Annotated in this window: 17 protein-coding genes; 9 read left to right on the top strand and 8 right to left on the bottom strand. The window is 59.6% G+C overall.

Annotated elements, in window-relative coordinates; translation table 11 throughout:
• From ACXJKO_RS04990 to ACXJKO_RS04970, 5 genes are all read left to right on the top strand, one after another.
• A partial coding sequence (locus tag ACXJKO_RS04990; protein ID WP_457089982.1) for a glycosyltransferase occupies positions 1–616 on the top strand: 616 nt, incomplete at its 5' end.
• Between the two features lie 34 nt (positions 617–650).
• Positions 651–1,838, top strand: a complete 1,188-nt coding sequence (locus tag ACXJKO_RS04985; protein ID WP_457089981.1) for a polysaccharide pyruvyl transferase family protein — start codon at positions 651–653, stop codon at positions 1,836–1,838.
• Between the two features lie 40 nt (positions 1,839–1,878).
• Entirely contained in the window at positions 1,879–2,868 is a 990-nt protein-coding gene (gene galE / locus ACXJKO_RS04980) for a UDP-glucose 4-epimerase GalE (protein ID WP_457089980.1), read from the top strand.
• Between the two features lie 240 nt (positions 2,869–3,108).
• The gene (locus tag ACXJKO_RS04975; RefSeq protein ID WP_457089979.1) at positions 3,109–4,257 is read left to right on the top strand and encodes a polysaccharide pyruvyl transferase family protein; all 1,149 of its coding nucleotides are present in this window, start codon (positions 3,109–3,111) and stop codon (positions 4,255–4,257) included.
• 5 nt (positions 4,258–4,262) lie between these two features.
• Complete coding sequence (locus ACXJKO_RS04970) at positions 4,263–5,495, top strand: hypothetical protein (protein ID WP_457089978.1); 1,233 nt, start codon at positions 4,263–4,265, stop codon at positions 5,493–5,495.
• A 16-nt stretch (positions 5,496–5,511) separates the two neighbouring features.
• On the opposite strand, the gene ACXJKO_RS04965 is transcribed toward ACXJKO_RS04970, so the two are convergent.
• From ACXJKO_RS04965 to ACXJKO_RS04940, 6 genes are all read right to left on the bottom strand, one after another.
• On the bottom strand, positions 5,512–6,630 hold the full coding sequence (locus ACXJKO_RS04965) for a response regulator (RefSeq protein ID WP_457089977.1): 1,119 nt from the start codon (positions 6,628–6,630) through the stop codon (positions 5,512–5,514).
• Positions 6,631–6,638: 8 nt separating this feature from the next.
• On the bottom strand, positions 6,639–7,010 hold the full coding sequence (locus ACXJKO_RS04960; protein WP_457089976.1) for a response regulator: 372 nt from the start codon (positions 7,008–7,010) through the stop codon (positions 6,639–6,641).
• Complete coding sequence (locus ACXJKO_RS04955) at positions 7,007–10,666, bottom strand: PAS-domain containing protein (RefSeq protein WP_457089975.1); 3,660 nt, start codon at positions 10,664–10,666, stop codon at positions 7,007–7,009. Before ACXJKO_RS04955 ends, ACXJKO_RS04960 begins: the two co-directional genes overlap by 4 nt.
• Positions 10,663–11,682: an ABC transporter substrate-binding protein gene (locus tag ACXJKO_RS04950; protein ID WP_457089974.1), complete on the bottom strand. Its 1,020-nt coding sequence runs from the start codon at positions 11,680–11,682 to the stop codon at positions 10,663–10,665. The genes ACXJKO_RS04955 and ACXJKO_RS04950 overlap by 4 nt, the downstream gene beginning before the upstream one ends.
• 200 nt (positions 11,683–11,882) lie before the next feature.
• Complete coding sequence (locus tag ACXJKO_RS04945) at positions 11,883–12,896, bottom strand: homocysteine S-methyltransferase family protein (RefSeq protein WP_457089973.1); 1,014 nt, start codon at positions 12,894–12,896, stop codon at positions 11,883–11,885.
• A 69-nt stretch (positions 12,897–12,965) separates the two neighbouring features.
• Positions 12,966–13,658 carry a Crp/Fnr family transcriptional regulator gene (locus tag ACXJKO_RS04940; protein ID WP_457089972.1) on the bottom strand — a complete coding sequence of 231 codons (693 nt, stop codon included), beginning with the start codon at positions 13,656–13,658 and terminating at the stop codon, positions 12,966–12,968.
• A gap of 171 nt (positions 13,659–13,829) precedes the next feature.
• On the opposite strand from ACXJKO_RS04940, the gene ACXJKO_RS04935 reads away from it, so the two are divergent.
• The 3 genes from ACXJKO_RS04935 to ACXJKO_RS04925 all read left to right on the top strand — a co-directional run bounded on the left by ACXJKO_RS04935 (position 13,830) and on the right by ACXJKO_RS04925 (position 16,570).
• Positions 13,830–14,075, top strand: a complete 246-nt coding sequence (locus ACXJKO_RS04935; protein WP_457089971.1) for a DUF1127 domain-containing protein — start codon at positions 13,830–13,832, stop codon at positions 14,073–14,075.
• A 57-nt stretch (positions 14,076–14,132) separates the two neighbouring features.
• Positions 14,133–14,753: a class I SAM-dependent methyltransferase gene (locus ACXJKO_RS04930; RefSeq protein ID WP_457089970.1), complete on the top strand. Its 621-nt coding sequence runs from the start codon at positions 14,133–14,135 to the stop codon at positions 14,751–14,753.
• A 185-nt stretch (positions 14,754–14,938) separates the two neighbouring features.
• Positions 14,939–16,570: an alpha-D-glucose phosphate-specific phosphoglucomutase gene (locus ACXJKO_RS04925; RefSeq protein WP_457089969.1), complete on the top strand. Its 1,632-nt coding sequence runs from the start codon at positions 14,939–14,941 to the stop codon at positions 16,568–16,570.
• 7 nt (positions 16,571–16,577) lie between these two features.
• On the opposite strand, the gene ACXJKO_RS04920 is transcribed toward ACXJKO_RS04925, so the two are convergent.
• Positions 16,578–16,991, bottom strand: coding sequence for a VOC family protein (locus tag ACXJKO_RS04920; RefSeq protein WP_457089968.1), 414 nt, complete (start codon positions 16,989–16,991; stop codon positions 16,578–16,580).
• A gap of 356 nt (positions 16,992–17,347) precedes the next feature.
• Here ACXJKO_RS04920 and ACXJKO_RS04915 point away from each other — a divergent pair, with 356 nt between their 5' ends.
• A complete protein-coding gene (locus tag ACXJKO_RS04915; protein ID WP_457089967.1) occupies positions 17,348–17,728 on the top strand; it encodes a hypothetical protein in 381 nt (126 codons plus the stop codon).
• On the opposite strand, the gene ACXJKO_RS04910 is transcribed toward ACXJKO_RS04915, so the two are convergent.
• The gene (locus tag ACXJKO_RS04910) at positions 17,668–18,786 is read right to left on the bottom strand and encodes a LacI family DNA-binding transcriptional regulator (RefSeq protein ID WP_457089966.1); all 1,119 of its coding nucleotides are present in this window, start codon (positions 18,784–18,786) and stop codon (positions 17,668–17,670) included. The genes ACXJKO_RS04915 and ACXJKO_RS04910 overlap by 61 nt on opposite strands.
• Positions 18,787–18,793: the final 7 nt, after the last annotated feature.

The raw sequence follows: 18,793 nt of genomic DNA, 5'->3' as shown, positions 1-18,793 counted from the left end.
CACCCTTCCCTCTTCCACCGCCCGCCGGTCCCGCTTCGCCTATTTCGGGCAGATCACGCAGTTCAAGGGTGTCGATGTGCTTCTCGACGCCGTCACGCGCATTCCGGAATCCGTCTGGGGTGACGATGCGCAATTGATGATCTTCGGCGGAAACCTCGAGCGACAGCCCAAGGCCTTTCAGGAAAAAATCGAGACGCTGGTCGAGCGCGCGGGGAATCGGGTGCGCTTCTATGGGTCTTATCAGAACAGCGAGATGCCGCGCCTCATGCGTTCCATCGACTGGACGATCATTCCCTCGATCTGGTGGGAAAACTCGCCGATCGTCATTCAAGAATCCTTCTTCCACGGCCGGCCCATGATCTGCAGCAATATCGGCGGCATGGCCGAGAAGATCACCGATGGCGTCGACGGTCTTCACTTCCGGGTCGGCTCTTCGGAAGATCTCGTCGACCGGATGGTCGAGGCTCTTTCCGACCCGACCCTTTGGGATCGCATGCGTGCCGGGATCAGCCGTCCCATCAGCTATCAGGAATGCGCCCAGGCGCATCTCGACCTTTACCGCGACATCGCCACCTCGAAGGCGAAGCCGGTTCGCGCCGCTGCCCTTTCGGCATGATCCCACTTCGCATCAGCGACGGAGACAAACAGACATGAAGCGCATTCTTGTGATCAGCCCTTCCGGCGAGGTCTATAACCATGACAATGTCCGCTGGTACAACTACCGCGACGTTCAAAACAGCATCAACCATTACCACAACATCGGCGACGCCTTCGTCTTCGACTCGTCTTTGAAGCTCCTGAACTTCGACAAACTCGATGCCCTGGAAATCGCCAATCCCAACATGGCCGATATCGACCGCATCAATGCGGAATACGACTATGTGTTCCTCCGGGGCTCCAACTATGTCCATAAGGACATGCAGTGGGAGCGGGCTGTCGAGGTTCTCAAGAAGCTCAAGATCCCGGTGATCGCCTGGGGCATCGGTGCGCAGGCTCCGGTCAAAGGCAAGCTTGAGCTCTCCGAGCAGACGAAAACCATGCTGCGCCTGATGTCGGATTCGACGACCTCGATCGGCGTTCGCGGTACATACTCGGCCCAGGTTCTTTGGGATCTCGGCATCAAGAATGTCAGGATCGTCGGATGCCCGACGGCATTCCGGCGCAATAATCCCGATCTCAACATCCAGCTTCCGCCACTCAGCAAGATCAAGACGGCAGGCATCACGCTTCGCCGTGAGGTATCGCCTACCTATGCTCAGAACATCAAGCAGTACCTGACATTCCACCGCGACCTCGTGAAGGATTTGGCCGCCCGGTTCGATGTGGTTTTAATGGCGCAGGGCGAGGTAGAGGAAAAAAAGATCGTCTCCGGAACGCCCGAGCAGCGTGAAGAAGCCTTTGCCGAACTTCGCGCCAACAAGTGGGTGAACGACTGGTATCTGGACGAGACCATCGAGAAGCTGCACCGGGAGCGTCTGTTCTATTCCGATGTCGTCGCCGATTACGAGAACCTCGTGCAGCAGAAGGATCTTGTCATCGGATACCGCCTGCACGGCAACCTGATGGCCCTCGCCAATGGCACTCCCTCCATCTACTTCACCTATGACAGCAGGACGGTCGAGTTCGCAGAGACCTACCAGATCCCGAGCTTCGACGTGTTCTCCGGCAAGGAATTCAGCCTCGAACAGTATTGGGATCAATCGCTGTTCGACAAATTCAACCGGGCCTATCGGTCGACTTATCGTGAGATGCACCAGTTCCTGATCGAGAACGGCGTCGACACCAAGATGGTCGATGTGATGAAGCGTCCGGCCGGTGTGCAGCTGAAAGCCGCTTAGTCTTCGCTGTTCCTTTGCTAATCTCTTTCAGGAAAATGATATGAGCGTTCTCGTGACCGGCGGGGCCGGATATATCGGAAGCCACATGGTCCTTGCCCTCGTCGATGCGGGGCAGGAGGTTGTCGTCCTCGACAATCTTTCAACCGGGTTCGAATGGATGGTCCATCCCTCGGCCCGCTTCATTCAAGGGGATTGTGGCGACGAGAGCCTCGTCGCCGACATCATCAAACGGCATGACGTCGAGGCCATTGCGCACTTTGCCGGGTCCATCGTCGTTCCGGATTCGGTCACGGATCCGCTTGGCTATTATCTGAACAACACCGTCAAATCGCGCAGCCTCATCAGCGCTGCCGTCGCCAATGGTGTGAAGCGATTCCTCTTCTCGTCGACAGCGGCCGTCTATGGAAACGCGACCGAGGCCACGATCACGGAGACCACGGCGCTTAATCCGGTCTCGCCCTATGGGACCTCGAAGCTCATGACGGAGCTGATGCTGCGGGATGTTGCCGCAGCGCATCCCTTCAGTTACGTCGCGCTTCGGTATTTCAACGTCGCCGGAGCGGACCCGCTCGGCCGCAGCGGCCAGTCCAGCCGTAGGGCGACACATCTGATCAAGGTTGCGACGCAGGCGGCTCTCGGGGAGCGCAGCCATATCGATATCTACGGTACGGATTATCCGACGCCTGACGGCACATGTCTGCGCGACTACATCCATGTCTCTGATCTTGCCGATGCTCACCTGCTTGCTTTGGACTATCTTCGCAATGGCGGAACTAGTCTCTCGTTGAATTGCGGATATGGAAAAGGCTATTCCGTTCTTGAGGTTGCCGAGGCGGTTAAGCAGGTTTCAGGCATTAACTTCGAGGCGCGACTGGCCCCACGCCGAGCCGGCGATCCTGCGACACTGATTGCAGGCGCGACCAAGATCCGAAATCTTCTCGGCTGGGTTCCAAAGTACGATGACCTTGAGATGATCATTTCGCATGCTCTCGCATGGGAGCAGAACCTGCAGCAGCGGGCTGCTGCATAGGACACACTGTCATTCCAATTTGTCTCGCGCGGGAGAAACAAATGCCCGCAAGGGTCGATACTTCGATATTCGATCTAATTTCAATTGTCTTTGCAGCGATCTAGCAAGCAAAAGACACCTAAATACTTATGTTGACTGGCGATTATTATCGTAGGCATACTTTTAAAAACCACGCGATTAAAGATCATGAAGCGCGTAGGGATAAATACTTTCAGCAGTCATAAGCTTTGAGGAATTATAATGCGCGCGGCAATTCTGTGGCAGAAAGAAAATCTCGGATTGTACTCGAATATGAATTTCGAGGATCTGTACAAGGGCGTCGGCCACAACAACGGAAACCTGGCCTTCGTTCACGCAATCGCATCTCATGTCGGAAACGAGACAAAGTTTTTCCCCTGGCATGCGTCACCCGATACGCTGCGCCGTGAAGCCGACATTATTGTCATCCCATGCGCGAACCAGCTAGGCCCGCACACGGATCTCGGCAGCATGGCCGACCGGCTGGAGACCGCAGGCCTGCCTATCGTGGCGATCGGCCTTGGAGCACAGGCGGACAATACCGCGACGGATGTGCAGGTGTCCGAGGGCACGTTGCGCTGGGCGCAGCTTCTGCGCAAACAGGCCGGCTCCAGCGCCCCCAACATCTACACGCGCGGCACCTACACGACGGAACAGCTCGATAAGCTTGGCATCGGCGATACGCTCCCCGGCGGCTGCCCGTCATTCTTCACCAATCAGCAGCCCAAGCTGGGAGAGAAGATCTGGAAGAACTGGAACGCGAATCCTCTGCCGCGCCTGATCTCCGTGGCCGGTGGACACCAGGCCTGGGGCCGCACGCGCGATATCGAGCACCAGCTCATTTCCATGATGATGGATCCCATGTCGCCTGGGCAATACGTCGTTCAATCCATGGGCGACATGATCAAGATTTCGCGCGGCGAGTTCGACACCATTGAGGAGAAGGTACTCGCGAATATCCATGCCCATACGGTTCCCCATTACACCCGGGATGAATTCAAGAACTGGTGCATCAATTATGCACGCTCGTTCTATGACGTGCCTTCCTGGATGGATTCCCTGCGCCGCTTCGACCTGACGATTGGCTCTCGCTACCATGGCGTCGCCCTTGCACTGCAAGCCGAGAAGATGGGCCTGACGATCGCCATCGACTCGCGTACGGAAGAGCTCTGCCAGAATACCGGCGTGCCCTTCATCCGTGCGGGCGAATGCACGGCTCCTTTGACGCGGGCAAAACTGAAGAAGATGATCAACTTCGATCCTGTTGCTTATGACAAGATCAGAAGCGAGCGGGCTGCGCTTTACATCGACTTCCTGAAGAAGAACAACATCAAGCCGGCCGCGTTCCTGCAGAAGATCGCCGAGGGCTGAGAAACGTGCTCCTGAAGGCATTTTTCGGCACGGCGTTTGCACTCATCATGGGTGCAGGCGCCAACGCCCAGATTTTGGAGCGTGCGCCGCAGCAGCTTGAAACAATTCTGTACGATTCACGCCGCGATGCGTGCGATGGATCGGATCTGCCCGATGCGCCGACCCGCGCCGTTCGAAACAGCGACGGACAGCTCGTTCTGTTTGCACCGAACTTCAAGGCGAGAGCGTTCGAAGGCCCTTCTCTCTCGGCCTTGAGCAAGGATTGCCGTATTCGTTTTTCGGCAGCGGGCAACCCCGACCCCAATCAATTGGACGACCGGACCTGGATTCATTCCATGATGTCCCTGCCCGATGGGCGCATCTTCGCTCTTGCGAGCGCAAGCTACATGCCCTACCGCCACAACCAATCCTGTGCTGATGGGAAGAACCGCACGGCTTGCTGGTATAACGGAATCGCGGCGTTGATCTCCAACGATGGCGGAAAGAGTTTCAGCTATCTCGGCAATCCGCCCCAGCACCTTGTGCTTCGTCCGCCCGAGCCATACAGCAGCAGTTACCGCAACCCGCCCGGGTTCATTACAGCAACGAACATCGTCAAGCATGATGGCTATGCCTATACCATCGTGTGGTATCGCGGCCAGAAGCCGACCGAGCGCTACAATTGCCTGCTGCGTGCGCCGATCTCCAACCCACTCGAATGGGAGGCCTGGACGGGATCGAGCTATGAAAGCGTCGCCCGCTTCGATGACAACCGCTGGGTGACGAGCAACAGAACCTGTGCCGCCATCGGCGAGGATGTTCTGGAGAATGTTCGCTCGATCATTTTTCATGAACCCTCGAAAACATTCATTGCCGTCTATTCAAGATCATCGAAGCCGCCACACGGCACATCCGGGTTCTACTACAGCACTTCCGGAAACCTGCGCGATTGGTCGGACGGAAAGCTGATCTACCAGGGCAGAAGCCCGACACGCGAGCAGTTGGACGATCCAACCGACCTGGAAGTGTCGATCACTTATCCTGCGTTCCTGGACGAGAACAGCACTGATCCCGACTTCGGGACAGGGTCCGACCAGTTCGATTTGATCTTTGTGCGCCTGGCCAAGACGGCATCCGGCGGCCGCATTTCATCCTATCGGCAACTTGTGCGCGTTCCTTTGATCTATCGCTCCGACAGCGAAGTCGAAAGGACGGGCTCTTCGATGATCGAACGTTCCAGGCACGCCATATCTCCCTGAACCGCCACTCGGCTCGTCAGGCTGTGGGGCCGTCGATGTTGTAGATATGAACAGGGCGGCTCAAGCCCTTCAGCTGCATCTCGCCGAGAGCCGAGGACACGGCAACCTCTTCGCATTCCGTTGCGACTCTTTGCGTGACGAGGATCTGTCCGTTGCGCGCCTCGGAACAGAGCCGGGCAGCAAGGTTTGTCACAGTTCCGATCGCCGCGTAGTCGAACCGTCCCTCGAAGCCGATCCGCCCCATGGTCGCGTAGCCCTGGGCGATGCCGATGCCAAAGCCGATGGAGTAACCCCGGAGCTGCCAGTTCATTGACAGTTCGTGAACGGAATTGCGCATGGCCATCGCCAAGCGCACGGCGCGCGCTGCAGGATCGGGCATCGGGATGGGATCGTTGAAGAAGATCATCATGCCGTCGCCGGTAAATCGTTCGAGGGTCCCCTCGGCTTCGTAGATCAGCGGCCCTAGGGATTGGTGATAGGCCTTGATGAGGTTCATCACCTCCTCTGGAGCCGCGATCTCGGCAAAGCTCGTGAAGCCCCGCAGATCACAGAACAGGACAACGATCTCCCGGCGATGATGCTGCAGGATCTCGGCCCGCCCTCCTCCCGATACGATCATGTTTGCGACCTGGGGCGGGAGGAAACGGCGCAGTTCGCGCACGCGGTCGAGTTCATCGACCTGCGCGGCAACGCGCGCCTCCAGATCCTTGTTCAAAGTGGCAAGCTGATCTGCCTGAGCCTGAACAGTGTCGTAGAGCGCCTTGATGCGCAGCAGCGATCTGACCCGCGCCACGAGCGTGTTGGGCTCGAACGGCTTGGTGAGATAATCGTCGCCGCCTGCATCAAGCCCGGTGACCACATCCTCAACACCCGATTTCGCGGTCAGCAGGATGATCGGGATGCTGCGGAGAACATCATCCGCCTTGAGGCGGCGCGTGACCTCGATGCCGTCCATCCCTGGCATCATGATATCGAGAAGGATGAGGTCTGGAAGGAGTTGCCGGGTTTTGTCGAGCGCCTCGAGACCGTTCTTCGCGGTCTCGATTTCATACCCCTGAGCCTCGAGACGCACGGTGACGATTTCGAGGTTCTCCTCCACATCGTCGACCACTAGAATGAGAGGGCGCTCACGCATGAAGAAACTCAAGCCTCCAACAATTCACGGACAGTGGCCAGGAGCTGGCGCGGGCTGAAGGGTTTGGCGACATAACCGTCACAGCCTGCCGCCCGCGCCTTCTCCTTGTCCTCGGACAGGGCATAGGACGTGACGGCAATGATCGGGATGAGCTGAAGCTTCGTATCGGCCTTGATGCGTCGGATGGCTTCATAGCCGTTCATGATCGGAAGCTGGATGTCCATCAGAATCAGGTCGGGATGAAATTCGGATGCGGCTTCCACCGCCGCTTCGCCATCATGGGCCTCGACAATGTCAAAGCCCGCATTGGTCAGCAGATCGCGCAGGATCTGCCGATTATCTTCTGTGTCCTCCACAATCAGGATGCGCTTGAGACTCATGCCGCCTCCGTCGCGGAACTGATATGGAGGGGAAGATCAATGATAAAGGTCGATCCCATTCCAACGGTCGAACGCACACTGATCGTGCCGCCATGTAGATCGACGATCCGCTTGGAGATGGCCAGTCCCAGGCCGGTTCCGTTATTGCCGTGGGCCACGGCATTCGCACCCTGCTGGAAGGCCTCGAAGATCAGCTCCTGGTCCTTGGGCGAGATGCCGATGCCGGTATCCGTGATCTCGATCCGAAGCCTGCAATCGTTCAGCTTGGCCACGATATCGATAGACCCTTCATCGGTGAATTTGATCGCGTTCCCGACCAGATTGACGAGAACCTGCGTCAGGCGCCGCTCGTCGCCGATGCCGGAAGGAAGGTCGTCTGCAATCGACGTGCGCAGGGCGAGGCCTTTGGCCTTGGCGAGGGATTCCGTCGTGGAAACGACCGAATGGAGGAGCCCCGCCACGGAGTAGGATTCGGAGGCCACCTTGAGTTCACCGGCCTCGATCTTCGATAGATCGAGAATGTCGTTGATGAGCGAAAGAAGATGTCTTCCGTTCACCTGCACACGGGTCAGAACACCATGCGCCTTGTTGGGCAAGGAGCCATAGAGACCGTCGATCAGCAGCTCCGTGTAGCCCAGAACCGCATTGAGCGGTGTGCGCAGCTCATGGCTCACATTGGCGAGGAAGCGGGACTTCGCCTGGCTCGCATCCTCCGCGTGTTCCTTGGCCAGCCGCAGGACTTCGTCGCGCGCATGCCGCTCGGTGATGTCGCGGACGACGCAGATGAGGCCGCCGTCACCGATTAGGGTGAGCGAGACATCCTGCGGGAATGTGGTGCCGTCTCGCTTGAGCCCGACCGCTTCGCCACTCCAGCGCCCGCTCTTGAACACCTGCGGGATGGCATCGGTTTCAAGACGCTCCCGCTCATTATCGGCATAGAGCGAGCGCCAGCTTTTCCCTTTCAGCTCCGAGGGATCGTCATAGCCGAAGATTTTGAGATGAGCCGCGTTTATATATTGATATGTCGAATCCGGATCGAGGATCGCCATGCCATCCATGGCTGCCTCCATGGCTGCCAAGTGGCGCCCGAGAACTTCCTCGAAGCGCTTGATCTCCGTGATGTCGAAATAGGTCAGCATCCGGCCACCATCGGGAAGACCGATGCAGCGATACTGGATGATCTTGCCGTTCTTCAGCCGCATCTCGCGAGGCTCGATATTCCCCTCACGGATCTCCTCGAGACGTCCGGCCTTATAGGCCTCCCATCCATCGTCAGGTACGTCGTAGGCACCGATGACCCGGCTCTCCTCCATATCCTCGTCGAGGGAGCGGACCCGGTCATAGAAGTCAGCCGGTATCTGCCAGATTTCCCGATAGGCGCGGTTGGCGAGGCGAACCTTGAAATCCGGATCCAGGAACAGGACGCCGTACTGGATCGTCTCCAGAACGGCGTTGAGGTCGCGAAGGGCAGCTTCCGTTTCGCGCTTGGCTTGCCGCAGCTGCTCCTCGCGCTGCTTCAGGTCCGAGATATCGTTGAAGGAGAAGAGTAGCGCCGGCGTCGTTCCGTAATCCGCCAGAGTGGCGTTCACCAGGGCCCAGAAGCGCTCGCCGTTCGGACGCTGGAGAAGAACTTCGATGTCGCGGACGCGTCCCTCCTGAGCAAGCCACTCGAGAATTCTGTCGCGATCATTCGGATTGGCATAATAATTCGGCGCCAGCGTGCCCTGCATATCCTCCTGCCGCACCCCGATGGAATCGGCAGCACGGGCATTCGCGTAGAGAATCCGTCCCTCAGAGCGGCTCGTGACGACGAGCGGGAAGGGAGCCAGCTCCAGAAGACGGCGCTGGCGTTGCTCGGCGGCGGCAAGGGCCTCGAGCGCGTGCTTCTGCTCGCTGATATCGACATAGGTCAGCATCCGGCCGCCATCTGGCAGCGCGACGCAATGGTAGCGCAGGATCCGGCCATTGGGAGCAGAGATCTCGACACTCGACTGCTCGCAGCAGCTGATGCCGCTCAGTGCTCGCTCGAGCGCCTCCTCCTCGAAGACCCGGTCGACACCCATCACACGGCAGTGGTGAGCCATGAGATCGCGGATCGGCGTGCCCTTGGTGACCAGCGAATCCGGCACCTCCCACAATTCCTTGTAAGCCCGATTGGCCAAACGGATTTTCAGCTCGGCGCTGAGGAAGAGAATGCCGTAATCGATCGTATCGAGAAGCGCATTCAGCTCACGGTGCCGGGCCAGCTCTTTTTCGGCGCGCTCACGCTCGGCGAGTTCATATTCCAGTTGCTGGTTGAGCTTGGAGAGGCTTTCTCCCCTCTCGCTGAGAGCAGTCTCGCGGGCATCGATCTGCCGCGCCATGGTGGTGAAGGCTTCCGCGAGTTCTCCGATCTCGTCCTTGCGTTGAAGATCGAGATGGGTCTTGAAGTGCCCTTCCGCGACTGAGCCTGTCGCGCGCACCAGCTGGCGCAAAGGGACAGCGATCTGGCTTCTGAGGGTCGAGCTGAGGATGAGAATTTCCAGAACGAGCGCGACCGCGCCCATGGCGAAGATGAGCCGCGCCGTCTGCCAAGCGCTCTGGGATGCAAGCGCCAGCGGGTAGATAGTCGCAAGGGTCCATTGCGGCCCACTTAGGCGCGTGACGGCAACGATCTCGTTGAAATCCTGATTGCGGACGACGCTCTGCTCAGGCGAGCGGTTGAGAACCATCTGGTGGATCTTCTCCAGATGCGCATCGCCTGTTTCCGAGACGGGGAGAGAGCCGCTACGGGCCTGGATTGCATCCATGAATTGCGGATGGGCGATGATCTGCCCATCCTCCGAGAAGAGGACGTTGTAAGTTCCTCCCAGATCCGCGCTGGCCGCTCGACCGATCAGATCATGCACCAGGATGTCCTGCCCAATCTGGAGAAGCTGGCGATTATCGGCTACGGCCGGACGCGTGACCGAAACCATCCAGTCATTGATGCCGTAGTCGAAATAGAGCCCCGACCATTTTTCCTGCGCAGGCGTGTGCATTGTGCCGGTGACGAATATCTCGCCCTTCTTGTCCGAGAGAAGGTTGAGTTTTCCGGCGATTTCCCAATCCTCGGCGCGCAGGGCCCAGGGCTGCCCTGGCCAATACATGATCACCGCGCCTTCCGGCGTGACCACGTAAAGATTGGCGAATTGGCTTTGCCAGGCAGGGCCGAATTGCGTGATGAGATCGAAGGCCGCGACCAGACGGCGCTTCAGGTCACGATCCGCCGTCACGTGCTTTCCGATGAAGCCCGTCACACCGTAAGTGCGGTACACGTCTTCAGTCAGCCTCAAGGTGCCGTCGGGGCGTGTTTCGAAGAGGCTGGCGAAGCGCTGCTCGGCCCCTTGCGGATCGAGCTGGCTCAGTTCCCGAATGAAAGCATCGGAGAAGGTTTTGACGTTGCTGCTCGCCAGATTGAAAATGGCGCTTTCGCGAACGCGCCGCTGCTCCACATATCGGTTCAGGCTCTCGGTGGCCTGCTCTTCGAAACCGGAACGAACATGCCAATAGCTCAGGACCGTTGCGACGGCGACGACAAGGCTGATCCGGACGGCGATCGTGCGCAGCGTCTTGAGTGTAATGGAGCGCTTGCGCCTGCCGTCCTTGGCCGCTCGTTTATTCTTGAACATCGTCATGGAACGGCTCGGGCAAGAGGGGGCGATTGCTTGATGCCGAGCGTTTTGGCGATCCGCGCATTGAAGAACAGCTCGCCATCCCGATTGTAAGAGAGTGGGATCGCACTCGGCTGCACGCCGTCGAGAATGCGCAAAGCCGCCTGTGCCGCCCACCGGCCCTGCTCCTCCGGGCTCTTGACGACACCCACGAGGCTGACGGACGTGAGCCATTCGAAATCGGTTCCGGTCGGGATTGTCGTCTTGTGCTCCGCAAGGCGCTTGGCGGCCTCGATATCCCAATCCTGCAGCGCGCCGACGCCGAGGATCAGAAGCATGTCGACCTCCTGCTGCGCCCGCAGGAAAGCCTCGCTCCATTCGGCGTAGGATTTCACGAAGTATGTCTTCTCGTAAGTGATTCCGAAGAGGCGCTCGTGATAGGAGATCTCCTTGCGCTTCACCTCCGTATCCTCGGACAGGAACCCGATCCGCGTGCCGTGGGCATAGCGACGCAGAAGTTGAACGATCTGTGGGATGGGCGACACTTCCACCATCCCCGTCGTATTGCGGTATGGCAGGCCATAGGCGGCAGCATCCCAGTTCAATCCGCAGAAGACCACGGGCATGTCGACATCGTGCAGGTAGGGCATGATGAAGAACTGCGCCGCAGGATCGTCGTTGACCGTCACCACATCGGGCTTGAAAGCTTCGACCTGCCGCATGGCCTCGAGAGCCGAAGCCCGCACCTCCTCTTCCGAGGAGCGCCTTTTCGTATCCATGTGAAAGACGCGCACCTCCACTCCCCTATTATGGAGTGTCCAACGCAAGGCTTCCACGATGCGGTCGTTCCACTCGTTTCCTTTGTGATAGGAGTCGATATGAAGGACCTTGCGTGCAGCCTGCTCAGCCTGAAGCGGACTGGAAGCGGCAAGGAAGAAAGCCATCAGGATTGCGACGAGATTCAGGCCACGGAGAAGATGCGGACTTTGAATGTCCACATGCCAAATCCGTCCGAGCGCAGCTGTAAAACGTTGTGACATGGCTGAGATCCATTGTTCAAACGTTCGGCTGCCTTGGCGGGAGGCTTTTCGTACTCAAGACGCCCCGGACTTATGCCTTGCTCGTGAGTTTTTCTTCAAAGACCATAGTATGCTCGGTTGCATGAGGCTCTCAACTATTCTGAGAGCCGACATCTCTTAAGAGGTATCTATGCAACTATGTTCATGCATACACTGATCACTCACGATGCAGCACGTCGACCGTTCCTGAATTCGTTCATTCGCCTCGCCGTCCAAGGCATGGATGCCGTTTCATCTATCGCACAGGCTTCGCAGATCGCGGCGATGTGCCGATGATCTGTACCGCAGCAGCCTMCGATGACGCTGAGCTTCGGAAGTCGCTCGCGAAGCGATCTGTAGCGCTGACCAAGATCGGTCGGATCACCCGCATCGAGCTCGGTTGCCGCGTCGAGTTCGGCATGGCTGAGGGACGATGCGTTTGCGCGTAAACCCCGGATGCGATCGAGCCATCCTGAGCGCATTGAAAGAACATCATCGAAATGCGTCGGGTGAGCGCAGTTGATCATGTAATAGGCAGGCCCGGATCCGGTCTTGGCATCCACCTGCAGGATAGCCTCCTGCAGCGTATTGCCGGAGGGCAGGCGACCGTCTGTTTCCAGGGTGAAGGAGATCACCACCGGCATCTGGCTGTCCTGAGCCGCCCTGACGATTCCGATGGCCTCTTCCGGATAGGTCATGGTGATGGCGCTCACCATGTCGGCACCGGCATCGCGGTAATCATCAATCTCGGGCGCGTGGTAGTTGCGCGCCTCTTCCGCGCTCATGTGGTCATCCGCCCTGTAGCCATCGCCGCGTGGTCCTAGGACACCGTTGATGACGACTGGCGTCAAGGATGTCGCGTAATCCCAGCGCAGTTCCTGCGCGAAGGCGACGGCGGCATGCCTTACTTCGTTGAGATCGGAAGAGGAATAGCCGAGCTTTGCACCCCAATCGGCATTGGCACGCCACGTGGCCGTGTCGAGAACGAAGCCGAGCTGTCTCGCTTTTGCCAATTCGAGATAGGGATGGAAATATGACCGTAATGTATCTCGCCCTTCCCTGCTCATGACGAGCGGAAAGGCGGCGAAGCACGGCAGCTCGATTCCGTTTTGAAAGACGAGCGTCGTCTCGAGCCCGCCGTCAGTCAGGAATTCCCGCCCGGACAGTTGCGGCAGGTTGGAGCGGTAGAGAGCCATGGTCATTCTCCGTTACGGGACCGTGGCCACACCTTGCTGCCGATTGCGCGGCAAGATCTGTGATTTGGATCACATCGCCTCGCCGTCGGGCTCCGCGCTCACGGATATGCCGAGACCTCTCGGCTGGATCAGGCGGATGCGGTTTCGGCTGAGTTCGATTACGCCCTCCCGCCGCCATGTCTGAAGCTGGCGGTTGACGCTCTCGCGGGTCGCCCCCACGAAAACGGCAAGCTCCTCCTGGCTGACATGAATCTCCGCTCCGTAATCCTCGCTGAGGGCAACGAGACGATGGGCAAGGCGCGTCTGCAGGGGCATGAGCGCACGCTCCTCCATCTGCGCGCTCATCCAGCGGATGCGCTCGCACAGAAATTCGATGATGCGCACGGCGACCTTCGGCTGTTTCGCGAGAAGGTCGATGAAATCTCGCCGATGGATCATGTAGAGTTCCGTCGGCTCGACAGCGACGGCATCGGCCGTCCTCGGCCGGCCATCGAGCAGCGCAACCTCGCCGAACACATCGCCCGAGCCGAGAAGGTTGAGCGTCAGGCGGCGGCCCGCGGCGCTTCCCGTGGCGATGCGAACCTGCCCGCGCCTGACGGCGTAGAGCGCATCGCCCGCGTCTCCTTTAAGAAAGAGAACTTCCTCCCGCTCCAGATGGCGCGGCACGCAGAGGACGGCGATCGCGTCAATCGCCTCCTGCCCGAGACCGCCAAAAAAGGGATTGGCCGCCAGCAGGAGCGCCATGTTGCGCGGATCGGCCATCGAAAACTCTCCCTCATCGGCGCCAGCCATCCTGTGTGATCAGCATCACGGACGGCGAAGCTCTCCCCGCGCATCATCCTCTGCGATGGGAAAAGGCGAATACCCGATCCCGTCACTCGGATCGGCCTCCGGTCGATCCACCATAGCATTTCATGCGCATGGAGGCATGTCATGACATACGCAACCGGATCGATGCATCACTCAGAGCAATCTGAATATGCCTGGATTGCTCCCGCAGCTTTGGTCTGTGCCACCAAGGCAGGCCGTTACTTCGTTTCACAGATGAGGCGGGCGGCGGCACTCGAGAGAACCCGCAAGGAACTCTCCGAACTCGACGCGCGCGGGCTGCATGACATCGGGCTCGAACCGCTCGATGTCTATTACGGCTGGCGCGGCTCTCCTCGCATGTATCGTTGAACCGTCAACATCCTCTCAGAGCGCAGCAAGCGTCGCCTTTCAACCTTGGAGATCATCGTGGGCATCTACTCTCGCTATATCGGGCCGAAAGTCGTGAGCTGTCTTTGCTCGATGGAGGATATTTCAGCTGAGCGGGAGCGGATCGTGCCGCTGGCGAACGGCATCGTGCTGGAAATCGGGATTGGGTCGGGATTGAACCTCCCGTTCTACAATCCCGAACAGGTAACGAAAGTTATCGGGGTCGATCCGAACGCGGCCTTCCTTTCGCTCGGTGAAGAGCGGCGCGAGGCCAGCCTCGTTCCGCTGGAGGTCATCCGCGCACCGGCCGAGGCGCTTCCACTGGAGGATCACTCGGTCGACACCGCTGTCGTCACATATACGCTGTGCTCCGTCGATGATCCGTTGCAGGTGCTCAAGGAGATCCGGCGCGTTCTCAAGCCCGAAGGCCGGATGCTGTTTCTCGAGCACGGCCTCTCGCCGGAGCCCGATGTGGCGCGATGGCAATTCCGCCTGAACCCGATCTGGCGTTCGTTGGCCGTGGGATGCAACCTCACACGCCCTGTCGCGGAGCTGCTGCGGCAGGCCGGCTTCACCTTCCAGAACCTGGACGAGTACTATCTCGATGGCGCGCCCCGCACCATCGGCTTCCATTGCCGGGGCATCGCACAGGCCAGTTGAGCCGAAGGGTCCCTTCAGCCCAATCTCCGTTAACGCAACGTCGTGAAGCCTCCGTTCGCTACAACAGAGTTACCAATCTTCATCTTGCCTTCATCCTGGCAGTGGCATCTCATGGCCGGAGCCCTAGAATGGCCCCGTCAGACGTTTCTCGTCTCAAAGCCTAGCCAAGGAAGTGACAGACCCAGATGGTGACGACCCGCGTTCCGACCACACCTTTTTCCGATCAGCGCCCCGGCACGTCCGGCCTGCGAAAGAAGGTCACCGTCTTCCAGCAGCCCCGCTATGTCGAGAATTTCATCCAGTCGATCTTCGACAACGTGGAGAACCGCGACGGCTCGACCCTCGTGATCGGCGGCGACGGGCGCTACTTCAACGAGGAAGTGGTTCAAACCGCTTTGAAGATGGCGGCAGCCAACGGTTTCGGCCGCATCCTGGTCGGCCAGAAGGGTCTTCTCTCCACACCGGCAGCCTCCTGCGTCATCCGCAAATACAAGGCCATCGGCGGCCTCGTTCTCTCCGCGAGCCATAACCCTGGCGGACCGGACGGCGATTTCGGCCTCAAGTTCAACATGTCCCATGGCGGGCCAGCGCCGGAATCCTTCACGGAAGCCGTGTTCAAGCGCGCGAGCGTTATCACCGAATACAACATCTCCGATGCGCCGAATGTCGATCTTGCCCGGATCGGCGAAACCAAGATCGGCAGCACCATCGTCGAGGTGATCGATCCCGTCGCCGATTACGTGGAGCTGATGGAGACGCTGATCGATTTCAGCCAAATCTCGGAGCTGTTCCGCTCAGGCTTCCGCATGCGCTTCGATGCCTTGAGCGCGATCACGGGTCCGTACGCGAAAGCCATTCTGGAAGACCGTCTCGGCGCTCCCAAGGGCACCGTGGTGAATGGCGAGCCCATGCCCGATTTCGGCGGCCACCATCCCGATCCGAACCCGGTCCATGCCCATGAACTGATGGAGCTGATGCTCGGAGCCGACGCACCGGATTTCGGCGCGGCTTCCGACGGCGACGGCGACCGTAACATGATCGTGGCGCCCGGCCTGTTCGTGACCCCAAGCGATAGTCTCGCGATCCTCACGAGCCATGCGCATCTTGCGCCGGGTTATGCGAAGGGCCTTTCGGGTGTCGCTCGCTCCATGCCCACAAGCCGCGCTGCCGATCGCGTGGCTGCGAAGCTCGACATCAACGCATTCGAGACGCCGACCGGCTGGAAGTTCTTCGCCAATCTTCTCGATGCGGGATTGATCACGATCTGCGGCGAGGAGAGCGCCGGCACCGGCTCCGCCCACATCCGCGAGAAGGACGGTCTTTGGGCGGTGCTCTTGTGGCTCAACATCCTCGCCGTTCTTAAAAAACCGGCGGACGAGATCGTGCGCGAGCACTGGGCGACCTTCGGGCGTGATTACTATACCCGCCACGATTACGAAGAACTCAACACAGAAGCCGCCAACGAATTGATGGACGCCTTGCGCGCCAAGCTCTCGGGCCTTCCCGGCCAGCGCTTCGGCGGGCTGACGGTGCAGGCTTGCGATGACTTTGCCTATAAGGATCCGGTCGATGGATCGGTGACGCCGAAGCAGGGTATCCGCATCCACTTCGCCGAGGATGCCCGCGCCGTGTTCCGGCTCTCGGGCACCGGCACCTCGGGTGCGACCTTGCGCGTCTATCTCGAGCGGTTCGAACCCAATATTGAACGGCACAACCTGCCCACGGCTGAGGTGCTGGCCGATGTGACCGAGGCCGCCAACACGATTGCCGAAATCGCGGCACGCACGGGGCGCAGCGAGCCGAGCGTCGTCACCTGACCTTGCCTCAATAGGTCTGCCAAAGGCCGGGCGTCGCCAATTCGAGGAGATGCCCGTCCGGGTCCCTGAAATAAAGGCTGGTGCCGCCACGCTGCCAGATGGTCCGGCCCTCGATGGCGATGCCGCTCTTCTCCAGTTTCTCCTCCCAGGCCTGCAGCTCATCTGCCGCAATGGCGAAGGCGATGTGCAGGGGGCCGTGCCCATCATGGGGCGGAATCGTCCCGCCCGGCACTGTCATGGTCTGCGCGGAAGCGCCTCGCTGGAACAGCAGCAGGACGCTGCGCCCGCCCACATCGAAGGCGCACATGCGGTGATCGCCCCTGAGAAGGTTCAGGCCGAGCGATCCCTCATAAAATTCCTTTGCACGAGCGAGATCGTCCACATAGAGAGCGGTTTCCAGGACGGCATTGAGTGTCGGCATTCTCCACCCTTGCATCATTGTTGCATTAAATTTAATCACTGACCCCCACTGCGGTCCCTGCAACCATGGGAAACGAGCCATTCTTACGAGGTCAAAAAATGGGCAGCTATGCTGACCTTTTAATCTTGTAGAATGATTGGGCACTCCTTATTTCTTGCAGTGCAGCACGGCGATTGGCGTCGCAGTGTTGTTGCCCTTCTTGGGCGTTTCCTCCCTAAACTTCGGGCCGCTGGCAACAGCGGCCTTTTTTCTTGTCCGTTCTCCTGCGCATTAGCGAGATGCCGTGGAACGCCCAAGCTTAGGAACCGCGCAGGACCCAGACTGTTTCCCCAACAGTGGAGCCTGGGAGAGTTGCGATGTCTACCCGTTCAGACAACCCCAACAGTCGAGACATTCCGCCTACGCGCACGATCGAACCGATGGACCCGCCACCCATGCATCCAAACCCGACTTCGGCTCAGCTCAAGGGGGACATCGATAGCGGCCGCACCGGCGACAAGAACGCAGTGTTCGATCTGGCTCTTTCCCCTTTAGGAACGGACGATGAGGCCGCCGGCTTCCCGCCGAAGCCCGAGCAGGTCGCACTGGCCCGCCATCAGGAGAGCGCTGCCCGCTGGCGGGACGGAGCGGAGATGGACGCTTATGCCCACCGGAATTCGAGCAAGGCGCTTTACGCCTATGTAGGCTTCATCGGCCTGGTGCTGGTCCTGTTCGTCGGCGCCTTCAGCATCTTCTGAGCAACGGGCGCGACGCTGTCGCGGATCACGAGATCCGTATCGAGCGTGATCCGCCTGGATGCCGGCTTACCTTGAAGAAGATCGATCAGCATGGACGCCGCCGCTTGGCCGAGTTCGCGGCGCGGCTGATGAATTGTCGTGAGAGCAGGCTCGGTAACGGCGGCGAACTYGATATCGTCGAACCCTGCCACTGAAATATCCTCCGGCACTCTCAGGCCCGACGACAGCAGGGTCCGCATGAGGCCGATAGCCATTTCATCGCTGGTGCAGAAGACGGCGCTCGGACGCTGCTTGCGCGCTGCCAGATCCTGCCCCGCAGCGACACCGGCGGTGATGGTGTAATCACCGGGAATGACGAGCGCCGGATCGAAGGCGAGCCCGGTGGCTTCCAACCCGTCGCGATAACCCTGGAAACGCTCGCGCTCCAGCACGTTGCCGGCAGGGCCGCTTACATAGGCAATGCTGCGATGGCCGAGGGAGGCAAGATGCTGAGTCATGCGCGATGCGGCGACCCGGTTGTCGATCTCGATCTGCGGAATGTCGGCGGAGGGAATGGCTTCGCAGAGCGCCACCAATGGAATCCCGATCCGCACAGGCGCCCCCGCGCCCTCCCGACTTTGACCGAAGAGATGGCCGTTGAGGAGAATGGCCCCATCGACGCGGCCGGCTGCCGTGAAGGCCGCGAAATGCGCCTCCTTTTCCGGCGATCCGTCGAGATCGCTGATAATCATGCCGTAGCCCGCTTCGAACAGGGTCTCCTCGATCCCGCGCAGGATTTTTGAGAAGAACGTGTTCGCTAGATCGGGCAAAACCACCAGCACCATATAGGTCTTCTGGGAGCGCAGGGACCGCGCGGCGGGATTGGGCACATAGCCTGTCTTGGCAATCGCTTCGAGAACACGGGCCCGCGCCTCGGGAGACACGCGCTCCGGGGTGGCGAGCGCCCGACTCACGGTGGCGGTCGAGACCTCGGCAAGTTTCGCGACGTCCTGAATCCGGGCGGCACGCACGATGGCGCCATCCCGTTCAAACCCGTCCGCCTGCCCGCTCTCGTCCATGTTCCTC

This window comes from Microvirga sp. P5_D2 (assembly GCF_054049475.1).
Note: the sequence above shows the minus strand (reverse complement) of the source record. Positions and strands in the feature narration are given on the sequence as shown.